This window comes from Helicobacter cetorum, assembly GCF_900198405.1.
Classification (GTDB): Bacteria; Campylobacterota; Campylobacteria; order Campylobacterales; family Helicobacteraceae; genus Helicobacter; species Helicobacter cetorum_C.
The window spans coordinates 1-11,290 of record NZ_FZMR01000033.1 but is presented as its reverse complement, the minus strand read 5'-3'; the positions used below and the strand labels follow the sequence as shown (position 1 = coordinate 11,290).

Below are 11,290 nucleotides of genomic sequence, written 5' to 3'. Positions count from 1 at the left end.
TCTTCTTTAACTAATTCTTCCTCGTTGTTGGAATTTTCTTGAATTTCTTGGACTAATTCTTTCATCTTGGCAAGCTCTTGTGGGGTAGGTGCTTTTTCTTCTTGAGAGGTTGGCTCTTTTGTATCATCGCTATTTTCTTGCTCAAGTGAGGTTGGGGGTGTTTCTTCTTGGGTATTTTCTAAGTTTTGCTCTTCTTCAAAAGTTTCTGTAGGGTCTTTTGAGAGTGTTTCATCTGTATTTTGGGTAGGGAGTAGTTGCTCTTCTTTGGCCTCTTCTTCTTGTGTGATGTTCTCTAAATTGCCCAAGTCTTTTAAGTCATCAAAATCTGTATCTAGGCTTTTAGGGATTTGCTCAAACACTTCATCGTCTAGTTCATTAGAAAGAGTATTTTCTTGAGATGGTTCTTCTGTAGATAGAGAGAGTTTTTTTTGAATGAGCTTTAAAATTTCAGTAGGTAAAAAGGGTTTTTTAACCCCAATATTAAAGCCTTCTAAAAGGGGCTGTTGGTTTTCGCTACTTCTTTTATGCATGCATACGCTTAAGAAGTTTTGAGACATCACCTCTTTTAATTCTGTTAAGTCAATTTGGTCTAGTTTCTCTAAGGATTCATCATCAGCAAAAAAAAGCCATTCATGGTTTTCTTTAAGAAGAGCTAATATTTCTGTGCTATTTTCTATGTTTTCTATGGATAATTCTAATTTCTTAGAAACACTTTCAAAGAGTTTTTTTATCATAGGGTTTTGGTTAAACAGAAGAATTTTCATGGCTACTCCTTAAATTTGTGAAACATTTTACCAAATTTGTGATTATGCTTATTTTAAATCTTTTATTATAATCAAAAATCCGTTTTGTTTGCTTAATATTTTAATCACTATGCACATCAATAAGGAAGGAGATTTTTTGAAAAACAGATTAAAAAAGATGATTGGTGCGGGTTTATTATTGGGGTCTTTAGGTTTTTTGCAAGCTAAGGATAGCGTGTTTTTCTTGCCCTATGAGCAACGAGAAGCTCTAAATTCTTTAATTTCTAGTATTAGTAATGCTAAAGAGAGCGTGAAAATTGCTATTTATAGTTTTACGCATAGAGATATTGCTAGAACGATTAAAAGCGTAGCAAGTAAGGGAATCAAAGTTCAAATCATTTATGATTATGAAAGTAATCATAATAATAAGCAATCCACAAGTGGCTATCTAGCCAAATACCCTAACATAAGGGCGTGCTTATTAAGGGGGCTTAGGGCTAAAAGTAAGAATAGTTACTATGGTATTATGCATCAAAAGGTGGCTATTATTGATAATAAAGTAGTGTTTTTAGGTTCAGCGAATTGGAGCAGAAACGCTTTTGAAAATAATTATGAAGTGCTTTTAAAAACTGATGATTTTGATGTGGCACTTAAAGCGAGAAGTTATTTTAAAAAGATGTTAGGAAGTTGCGTGGGGTTTTAAGACCCCATAAGCTAAATTTTAAAAGTGGTAGTTGTATCCCACATAAAAGGCAAAAACCCTACGCATTTGAACTTTAATATTATCACTGATATAGTATCTGTCATTTATGGTAGGGAATTTAAAGCCAATCTCAAATTCATGTTCATCTACAAATAGGGCTTTGATACCAAAATTAAAGAGAAATTGAAAGTTTGAGACGCTTACGCCTTTATCGTTAAAGCCAGCATTAATGCCTAGTAGTTCTTGGCCTTTATTGCCGATATACCAGCTATTTCCAGCAATAGCAATCCCCCCAAAAGCTCCAATTTCTACGCTAATATCATCTTGATAGAAACTTCCTTGAAAGAAATTCCACACTGCATCTACGCCTATCCCATAAGTAATCATGTTGTTTCCACCATAATAACCTTTGGGATATTTCATACCATAGCCTTCCCAATCTAAGAAAGCAAAATAGCGTAAGCCAAAAACTCTATCCGTTTTAAAAAAATGGTTATAGCCTATATTAATTCCAATACCATTAGAACCCATGTTAGTGAGTTTTTTCACACCATTAATATTAGTCATTAGATTGATAGAGCCTGTTTGATAATTGATTCCCATATACATGTTTTTAGTCCAAGAAGGTGTAGCACTCTCTTCATCAGCATGTAAGGTTTGTAGTAGCAAGCCTATGCTCGCAATCGTTTTAATTAAGTGTGTTGGTTTCAACGACTTATCTCCCTAATAACAATCAAACATTTTATTTTCATTTATCAATTTTACAATAACTTCGCTAAAAACAAGATGATTATAGTTAATAATTAGAGTATACTAAAAGTTATTTTGTTTAATTGTGGTGTAATAATGAGAAAAATGTTGTTATTTATGGGTTTTGGTGTTATTAGTATGGCGTTAGCCAATGAGCCTAAAATTGATTTTAATCCCCCTAACTATGTAGAAGAAACCCCTTCTAAAGAATTCATTCCTGAATTAAATAAGTTAGGGAGCTTGTTTGGACAGGGCGAACGCCCTTTGTTTGCAGATAGAAGAGCGATGAAACCTAATGATATTATCACTATCATTGTCTCTGAAAAATCCAGTGCAAATTATTCTAGTTCCAAAGATTATAAAAGCACATCAGGGGGTAATTCTACGCCCCCAAGACTCACTTATAACGGACAAGATGAGAGAAAGAAAAAAGAAGCAGAATATTTAGATGATAAAAATAATTATAATTTCACTAAATCTAGCAATAACACGAATTTTAAAGGGGGTGGCTCACAAAAAAAGAGCGAAGATTTAAATATTGTTTTAAGTGCTAGGATTATTAAAGTGCTAGAAAATGGGAATTATTTCATTTATGGGAATAAGGAAGTGCTAGTGGATGGGGAAAAACAAATCCTTAGGGTGAGTGGGGTGATTCGCCCTTATGATATTGAAAGAAACAATACTATTCAATCCAAGTTTCTAGCTGATGCTAAGATTGAATACACTAATTTGGGGAACTTAAGCAATTCTAATAAAAAGAAATTTGCTGCAGATGCAATGGAAACTCAAATGCCTTATTAAAGAAAATTGACATGGAAGCAGTCGCCTTTGTTTTAGCAAGAAGCTCTAGTAAAAGGATTAAGCATAAAAATATTTGTGATTTTTTTAATAAGCCTATGTTAGCTTATCCTATTGAAGTGGCTCTAAATTGCAAGCTATTTGAAAAGGTGTTTATTTCTAGCGATAGCTTAGAGTATGTCAATTTAGCTATAGAATATGGGGCGAGTTTTTTAAATTTACGCCCTAAAAATTTAGCTAATGACACTGCCACGACCTTAGAAGTTATGGCATATCATATTAAAGAATTAGATTTAAAAGATAGTGATATAGTGTGTTGCTTGTATGGCACTTCAGTATTGTTACAAAAAAAGCATGTGCAATTAGCTTTTGAGACTTTAAAGCAACATCAAACAGCTGATTATGTTTTTACTTGTTCGCTTTTTAGTGCTTCGCCCTATCGTTCTTTTAGCATTGAAAATGGCGTTCAAATGGCTTTTAAAGAGCATTTAAACACCCGCACGCAAGATTTAAAAAAACTCTATCATGATGCTGGGTTATTGTATATGGGAAGAGCTAAAGCTTTCAGAGAAATGCGTCCTATTTTTAGCCACAATTCTATCGCTTTAGAACTATCAGTTTTAGAAGTCCAAGATATTGATACCTTAGAAGATTTAGAATTAGCCAAGCTCAAATACAGCCGTTTGCAAAATTTATGCGAGTAAAAATTTTTTGTGATGCGTTTTTAAAAAGCGGTTTAGGGCATTTAAGGCGTTGTGAAAAAATCCTTTTTTATATAGAAAAATTAGGAATTAAAGCAAGCCTTTATTTACACAAGCAAAAAAATATCGCTTCTTTTTTAGGGAGTGTTTCTAGTGATGATTTTCTTATTATAGATAGCTATCTTTTACATTCACAAGATTTTTATGTTTTAAAAGAAAAAGCTAGAAGTCTTATGGTTATAGAAGATAAAGAGCATTCTTTTTATCCAAAAAATACAACGATTATGAATTTTACGCTTAATGCGTTAAAACACTACCACCATTTATCTAAAGACTATCGGTATTATTTGGGGGTAGAGTTTTATCCTATTGATGTCAATTTTATTTATGAACGCCCTTTGGATTTAGAAAATAAAGAAGTTTTAATCACTTTGGGGGGGAGTGAGCATAAAATTTTAGTTAGAATAGTCCAAATTTTAGAAAATAATGATGTGAATTTACACATCATTTCAGCTACCCCCCCTAAAAACTGCCCTAAAAACACGTATTATTACAGCCATTTAAGCCCCTTAGAATTTAGTGCTTTGATGAAATTTTGTGGGTGTTGCGTGAGTGCTTCAGGTCAAACTCTCTATGAATTAGCCCTAACTCAAACGCCTTCGCTCATAATACCCATTGCTAAGAATCAAATCATTCAAAGCAAAGAATTTGAAAAATCAGGCATTTTCAAACAAACTAGTCTTAAGACTTTAGCAAGAGATTTCAAAGAGTTGCAAGAACAAAGGGGTCAAAAATGGATAAAAAACCTAGCATTTGGAAGCAAGTTAGAGAGTGCTTTAAGGGAGTTTTTAGAGATTTGAAAAAAAATTATTGCTATGAAAATATCCAAGCGATTGATTTTACGAATTTAGATGACAAAGAAAAGTTGCTTGTTTTAGAGTTTCGTAACCACGAAAACACTTCTTTATGGATGTATAGTGCTTTTGTCTCTTTGAAAACGCATTTACAATTCATCAAAGAGCTTAAAAATTCGCCAAACCACCGCTATTTTTTGTTTAAAGAAGATGAAACTTATTTGGGGGTTGGTTCTATCACTAGAATCAATCTTACCCATAAACATGGGTATTTAGGAATTTATAAAAACCCTTTTTTAAAAAATAAGGGGGGAGCTATTTTAAAAGCCTTAGAATTTATCGCTTTTGAAGAATTTCAATTAAATTCTTTGCACTTAGAAGTGATGAAAACTAATTTAAAAGCGATTGCTTTTTATGAAAAAAACCATTATGAATTAGAAGGGTGTTTGAAAGAATTTATGTGTAGGGACAAGGAATTTATGGATATTCTTTTGTATTACAAGAATAAGAAAGGATATAATTCTCAATTTTCTCTAAAACGCTAGGACAAATTTCTAGTTTTAAATTCAGCACGCTTAAAGGTAAATCACAATGGCTTAATTTAACTAAGTCTTTGGTGGTAACTAATAATGAAGTGGCGTTGTTTTTTTGAAACTCTTTTTCTAAAAGTTTTAAATCAAAAGTGGCATGGTCTTTAAAATACAATTTTTTAATGACTTCTTTAGGTAAAAAGCTATCTAATCTACTAGGATTAGCGATAGCGGTTACTAAAAGCATGCATTCGGTAGGGTTAGTAATAGAAGTGATTCGCTTGTAGTCTTTATCTTCTGTAAGAACTAAATGGGCTTCTTTATAACTTTTAATGCTTTCTCTATACAACCCACTAGGTAAACAAAAAGGGTAGTAGGGGGGGATTTTAGGTTTTAAAAGCACATTGAATTGATTGAAGTTGAACCTAAAGCCATCATCTAAAAACACGATTTTTGCCCCTAATTCAAGGGCTTTTAAAACGCCTAACTCTCTTTTTTCGCTCACAATAATAGTTGCTTGCTTTAAATTCAGGGCTAAGAGATAGGCTTCATCACCAGCTAGTTTTTGAGAGACTAGAATTTGTCCTTTGATACTCACTACAACTAAGCCTTTAGAATGGCGTTGATACCCCCTAGAGATTACAGCCACTTCTTTATATTTAGAAGCGACTTCTAAAATAAAGGGCGTTTTACCACACCCCCCAGCGATGAGATTACCTATGCTAATAAGAGGGATTTTAAAATCGTATTTTTTAGAAACTTTTCTTTTTAAAGTGGCAATCAATTTATAGATTAAAGAAAAAGGATAAAGGGTAAAAACTAACCCCTTGTCTAAGAGAGTGGGGGTGTAAAAATAGCGTTCTAAAAAGGGTTTGTCGCTCTTCATTTAGGTTTAAATCTTTTGGCAATAGTGGGTAATTCTAATTTAAAAGCGTTTTTTTGGATACGATTGACTATGTGCTTGACTAAATCATGCTCATAGCCTAAGTTAGTGAGCGTTTCCAAATGGATGGGCTTTGTTTTAAATAAAGTTTCAATATCCTTTAATAAAGGGTCAATCACGCTATAAGGATACCCTAAATCATTTTCATCGCTTTGTCCTACAAACAAATCCGCACTAGGGGGCTTATTTAAGATACTCTTAGGAATATTTAAGTTTTGAGCGAGTGCATAGACTTCTGTTTTAAATAATTCTCCAATAGGGTTAATCGCACACGCAAAATCCCCATGTAAAGTGCCATAGCCTAGCATTCTCTCACTTTTATTGCTTGTGCCAATGACTAAAGAATTTGTTTTTAAAGAATAATCATATAAAAAAGCCATACGCAACCTAGAGCAAAAATTCCCCTTTCTTGTAAGACTTGCATCTTTAAAACTAGAGCAAAATAAGTCATCATAAGGGGCGATAGAACACTCTGTATAGGGAATGGAAAATTTTTCACACAAACTAAGAGCGTCTAATTTGCTTTCTCTCATAGAGACCAAAGAGGGCATTAAAAGAGCATGGGCGTTTTCTTTAAAAACTTTTTGAGATAACACTCCCACAACCGCACTATCTAGCCCACCACTTAGTCCATAAACAACCTTTTTGAAGCCTTTCTTGTGAACTTCTTTTTCTAAAAAATCACATAAATAAGTTATGAGTTCTTGGTAGTATTCTTGCATACTTTGAATTATAATAGAAAAAATGCATCGTTTAAGTAAAAAATTAGTTTTTCTTGCTATAATCTTTCTTTTACTTCCTAAAAGTGCTCGTAGCTCAGCTGAATAGAGCAACAGGTTGCGGTCCTGTAGGCCGGGGGTTTGAATCCCTCCGAGCACACCATTATGATTTCAGCTATTGTTTTCACATGAACCATATGGCTTTACTTCGCTAAAACAAAGGTTGGGCTACTTACTTATTGAGAGGTTCTTTTGAATTTTTTGTAGATGGTCCTACTCAGAGAGAGCAGTTTAAATAAGATTTCTTGCTTGTTAGTTCTATGGGCTGATTTTAAGAATTGATACGCTTTATAAGGCTCGATTTTTAAAAATACCGATAGAGCTATGCGTTTATGAAATAAGCCCACGAAGTTTTTATGTGCTGAATCCCGACAAATTTTAATCTCTTTAAAATGTTCTCTGTCTTCAGGGCTTGGATGGTTGATAAAAAAGTTTGTCCACTCTACAATGGAATACACATCTATAGGTATCAAACTCTCTTTAAAATAAGAGGCATAGGCCAAAGCCCCCTCTATAACAGATGCATAGATTTCAGAGCGTGTTTTTTCATAGGGCGAAACATTGTTTTGATAAATGGGAAGATTATCTTTGAGGGTTAAGATGGGAGGTTCTTCACTGGTCATAAGAAATTCCATGTATTCCCAGTTATCAAAAAGAACCTCTTTAGAGTCCTTAAAAGGTAAAAAGCTCGTATGCTGGTGCGAAGAAATCCTATAAAGAGTGAAATAGATTCCAAAAACCTCACGACTAAGAGCTTTTTCAATAAGCTTTTGGGAAGAATATTCATTCGTAATCGTATCTACAATAATGATATTATCCCCTAAATTTTGCTTGAGCAAATAGTCTCTATACTCTAACAAAACCTTCTTAGCCCTATTATAGCAACGCTCCACATGGCTAACCAAGTAAGCATAAGCCTCTTGGTTGTTGGTGATTTGATACTGCTTAATCGTCTTGGAGTCTTCCAAAATGGATAAAATTTCTAAGCTCTCTTCTTCTGTGATATCTAGAAACACAGCCTTTCTCAATATCCTAGGCGCATAGATATAAACACTCTGATATTCATTAGGATATAAAAGATTAAAAATTTTTTGTATCAAGTAGCCATCACGAGCGATAAAAACGAGCGTATCGACCTTTTTAGTTCGAAGCGTTTTATAAATGAATTGGCAATACGCTATAATAGTGCATCCTGCCTGAATCGCCCCCAAACTATGCCAATAACCCCAGTCTTTCTGATAAGGGATATAGTTTTTATAAAAGATGCTTAGCGTCCCTAAAATAAAGCTTTGTGGTAAACTAGTGGGTTTAAAAGCTCTAAGGCTAATGAACCTATCTTTAAACTGCTCCAGGACCTTTTCTCTCAATAAAGCCTGTATACCCAAATCTTTAGCCATCAAGCTATCTGCGTGAGCGTTATCTCCGATGTGAAGCATTTGGTTGGCAGAAATTCTTTCTTGCTCTAAGACATGCTTAAACAAGTCTTTAGAATGTTTAGTCAGTCTCACATCATTACTTACATAAAATCCACAGTAGCCACCAAACCCTTTAGAATCTAAAATATTCTTGAGAGTGTCTAGAGGCAGATACATATCAGAGGTGATAATGACTTTTTTATGATTTTCTTTAGCGAAGTTATAGAGCTCTAGCATTTCCACATTAGCAACAAGTAGCCTTTTTTCAGTGGCGACCTCTATTTCTTGGTATATTTTAAAGCTTGATGGCATGCACGCATAGATTTCATCTAGAGTAATGTCTTGTTCCAAACTAATCTCTCTAGCTCTATTTTCTGCTAAAACCCTCTTTTGTGCAAAACCACTGATTCTGTGCTCCATTTCAATATATAAAAACAAATCGATAGGCTCGGCAAAAGGCCTTAAAAGAAGCGTGTCAAAAATATCAAAAGAAATTACATCGTATTTTAAAATCTTTTGTTTGGCTGTTTTTAAAAAATCTTGCATAAGTACCTTAACAAAAATAATAAAGAATATTCTTAAGAATTATACTTTGAGTTCGCTTTTTCTGGACTTAAAGTAGCTGTTTTCTATGAAACGCTGATTTATAAGAGCATCTCTAAGATACCAATCTTAGCGTTTTTCTTTAGAGTAGTAGATTTGTCTTTCAAAATTTTGTAGAGTTAAGAAATTACTTGTTAAGATCTGAGAATAAAACCATATGAAACTAAAAAGAATAATAAAACATTAAAAGGTTATTTTATAAATTAAAAATACAGGTTAGTGAAACCCATGCAATAAAAAACTAAATGAAAGTCACACATAAAAGTGATAGACATAAGATTATGCTTGCTAAGATTTAAAACTAAAATATAACTAAAAAATAAATATAATTATATATAATTATATATAATTAAAATATATAGGTATTTAAAAAATATATTATTAAGTTTAGTAGTAAATCCCATGAACATTAATAAGAGAAAAAAGGCGTATGGGGGAGTTAAGAAGAGGTTTTAAGTTTTTAGAAAGCGTAGACTCATAATATACAGCACCCAAAGAATTGTTGGTTGTTGTTAGAATATCTATCTGTAGACTAAATACCAAAAAAAGAATTATTGGGATTGTTAGAACACAATATACGCAGAGCAATCAAGATTCCCCAAAAAGTTTTTTGGGGTAGGGGTTAGAAAGGGTATGGAAAAGATAAGCCCTATGCACCTTAAGGGAGCAAAAGAGCATGGATTGAGAAAAAAGGTTTTAAGTCTTAGGAGTGCGTATCTATAAACCTACAACATACTACAACCACAAAGGATTGTAAAATTAATTAGAACGCGTACCCATAAACCCAATACACCGAATAAGGACGGTAGTAGGATACTTCTGTGCTACCATTACTATAATAAGTGTTATAAATCGTAGGGATTTGAATGCCAATCTCAATGGAGTGTTGGTTATGCTTTTTCATATCTTTCTTTAAGATACCAAAGTTCATACGCATCCCCACATCAAAGAGAAATTGGAATTTGGTTGCAGTAGGTTTATGAACAAGTTGAGAATTTTTAGCTAGACTTGTGATATAGCTATCTCCTGCAAGTTGGATTCCAGTGAAAAAGCCTGCATTAATGCTCCTAGAACCAAATGAACGAGAAAATACATTATAAAGCACATCAGTTCCTACGCCATAAGTGAGTAGATTTACCGTGTTGTAAGTAGGGCCATTGCCAACGCCTGCTCCATTATAAGAGAAAAAGCCATAGTATCTCAAACCAAAGGCTTTTTTCTTTCCAAAGAATTGCTTGTAACCAATCTTAGTGTAAAAGCCATTCATTGCATTGGTTTGCTTGCTATTACCAGCGGCAAATTGTGCTAAGTAGGGGTTATTTACTACGGCATTGTTTAAGCGCTGGAGTTTATTAATTGTGTTTTGGACATCTTGAGCATAAGAAGGTAGTGTTGCAGCGACTTTCTCAAGATTACTTTTTGAGTTTGGATTAGTAATCTTACTAGGGTCAAGTTCTGCATTTTTAATTGCATTTAAGGTTGCCTGTGAAGAATTAATGATGTTTTGAACAAGCTTGGTAAATTCTTTTTGTGGTAATTGATTGCCTGCATTGGCGGAGTTGAAAAGCTGCAATTGCAGAATGCTGTTGATGAAAGTTTGATTGACCTCTGGAACTTTATCTGTCTGTCCCATGATGTATTTTAAATCTGCTTGATGACTACCATTTAAATAGCCATTTTGACCTTGCCACTGATTGATAAAGTCTACATAAGTTGAAAAACTATTGATATAGCTTGCTTCTTTTGCTAAATTAGGATAGTCAGTTTTATGGGGGTTATTTGAGAGATAATATAAGGCACTTAGAATATTATTCACATCTTTTATATAGGTTTGATAAGGTGTATTTGTACTCCATTCAATACCACTAGCACTAATCCTTAAGTATGGTGTAGGAACTGTTGCAATATAATTAGCCATCATATTCCCTAATAGACCCACGACATTACCCCCCTCATCATGACCAGAGAGATTATTGGTTGATAAGGTGTTTAGCTCGCCGGCTAGTTCTATAGCCCTAGTTTTTCCCGGATTCTTAACCTTTTGCACCACTTGCCCTAGCTCATAACCAAAGGTCATAAATCCTCCATCTTCTTCAGCACTCAATGGGCTTAGGCTTAAAGAAAGCGCTAGGCTTAAAGGGGCTAAGAATGTGATGTTTTGTTTAAAATGTTTCACAAGATTTTCCTTATTCATCTTATTTGTTGTTTTGAATGCGTTTTGTTTCATTTTCTTTATCATTTTCTTTTGCCTCCTTTCTTAGAATGAATACCCATAAGACCAATACACGCTATAAGGACGGAAATACTTCACCGTAGTTCCAGCAGACTTATAATAAGTGTTATAAATCGTAGGCACTTGCACACCTATTTCTACGGTGTGTTGGCGGTGTCGTTTAGTCTTTTGACCTAATTTACCAAAGTTCATGCGAAATCCTAAGTCAAAGAGGAATTGGAAATGCGTGCTATTAATG

The 11,290-nt window shown here is 33.8% G+C and carries 11 protein-coding genes, 1 tRNA gene and 2 pseudogenes; 6 read left to right on the top strand and 8 right to left on the bottom strand.

All coding sequences use genetic code 11. The annotated features are described in order from the left end of the window. A pseudogene (locus tag C6H25_RS07995) lies at positions 1-764 on the bottom strand (hypothetical protein); the annotation flags it as partial. Positions 765-900: 136 nt separating this feature from the next. Between C6H25_RS07995 and C6H25_RS07990 the strand changes: the two are divergent. Then, positions 901-1,446 carry a phospholipase D-like domain-containing protein gene (locus C6H25_RS07990; RefSeq protein ID WP_104748896.1) on the top strand — a complete coding sequence of 182 codons (546 nt, stop codon included), beginning with the start codon at positions 901-903 and terminating at the stop codon, positions 1,444-1,446. Positions 1,447-1,464: 18 nt separating this feature from the next. On the opposite strand, the gene C6H25_RS07985 is transcribed toward C6H25_RS07990, so the two are convergent. Next, the gene (locus tag C6H25_RS07985; RefSeq protein ID WP_418904563.1) at positions 1,465-2,157 is read right to left on the bottom strand and encodes an outer membrane protein; all 693 of its coding nucleotides are present in this window, start codon (positions 2,155-2,157) and stop codon (positions 1,465-1,467) included. A 135-nt stretch (positions 2,158-2,292) separates the two neighbouring features. Here C6H25_RS07985 and flgH point away from each other — a divergent pair, with 135 nt between their 5' ends. Genes flgH through pseH form a run of 4 tightly spaced genes read left to right on the top strand, consistent with a single transcriptional unit; the run spans position 2,293 to position 5,094 of the window. Next, complete coding sequence (gene flgH, locus C6H25_RS07980) at positions 2,293-2,997, top strand: flagellar basal body L-ring protein FlgH (RefSeq protein ID WP_418904562.1); 705 nt, start codon at positions 2,293-2,295, stop codon at positions 2,995-2,997. Between the two features lie 11 nt (positions 2,998-3,008). Then, complete coding sequence (gene pseF, locus C6H25_RS08905; RefSeq protein ID WP_233707363.1) at positions 3,009-3,698, top strand: pseudaminic acid cytidylyltransferase; 690 nt, start codon at positions 3,009-3,011, stop codon at positions 3,696-3,698. Continuing rightward, on the top strand, positions 3,689-4,555 hold the full coding sequence (locus tag C6H25_RS08900) for a CMP-N-acetylneuraminic acid synthetase (protein ID WP_233707362.1): 867 nt from the start codon (positions 3,689-3,691) through the stop codon (positions 4,553-4,555). Before pseF ends, C6H25_RS08900 begins: the two co-directional genes overlap by 10 nt. Further along, a complete protein-coding gene (gene pseH, locus C6H25_RS07970) occupies positions 4,552-5,094 on the top strand; it encodes a UDP-4-amino-4,6-dideoxy-N-acetyl-beta-L-altrosamine N-acetyltransferase (protein ID WP_104748899.1) in 543 nt (180 codons plus the stop codon). Before C6H25_RS08900 ends, pseH begins: the two co-directional genes overlap by 4 nt. Here the strand turns inward: pseH and C6H25_RS07965 are convergent. Next, positions 5,027-5,965 (bottom strand): tetraacyldisaccharide 4'-kinase, encoded by a 939-nt coding sequence (locus C6H25_RS07965; RefSeq protein WP_104748894.1) that lies wholly within the window; start codon positions 5,963-5,965, stop codon positions 5,027-5,029. The two genes, pseH and C6H25_RS07965, sit on opposite strands and share 68 nt — an antisense overlap. Further along, positions 5,962-6,744: an NAD+ synthase gene (locus tag C6H25_RS07960; RefSeq protein WP_104748898.1), complete on the bottom strand. Its 783-nt coding sequence runs from the start codon at positions 6,742-6,744 to the stop codon at positions 5,962-5,964. The genes C6H25_RS07965 and C6H25_RS07960 overlap by 4 nt, the downstream gene beginning before the upstream one ends. A gap of 83 nt (positions 6,745-6,827) precedes the next feature. Here C6H25_RS07960 and C6H25_RS07955 point away from each other — a divergent pair. Next, positions 6,828-6,904, top strand: a tRNA-Arg gene (locus tag C6H25_RS07955). Positions 6,905-6,977: 73 nt separating this feature from the next. On the opposite strand, the gene C6H25_RS07950 is transcribed toward C6H25_RS07955, so the two are convergent. The 4 genes and pseudogenes from C6H25_RS07950 to C6H25_RS07940 all read right to left on the bottom strand — a co-directional run. Further along, positions 6,978-8,762, bottom strand: coding sequence for an HAD-IA family hydrolase (locus tag C6H25_RS07950; protein WP_104748893.1), 1,785 nt, complete (start codon positions 8,760-8,762; stop codon positions 6,978-6,980). Between the two features lie 820 nt (positions 8,763-9,582). Continuing rightward, positions 9,583-10,086 carry an outer membrane protein gene (locus C6H25_RS09115; RefSeq protein WP_418904564.1) on the bottom strand — a complete coding sequence of 168 codons (504 nt, stop codon included), beginning with the start codon at positions 10,084-10,086 and terminating at the stop codon, positions 9,583-9,585. A gap of 215 nt (positions 10,087-10,301) precedes the next feature. Beyond that, positions 10,302-11,046, bottom strand: a pseudogene (locus C6H25_RS09110) (hypothetical protein); the annotation flags it as partial. A 30-nt stretch (positions 11,047-11,076) separates the two neighbouring features. After that, positions 11,077-11,290 (bottom strand): outer membrane beta-barrel protein (locus tag C6H25_RS07940; RefSeq protein ID WP_158653910.1); only part of this gene is annotated, 214 nt, incomplete at its 5' end.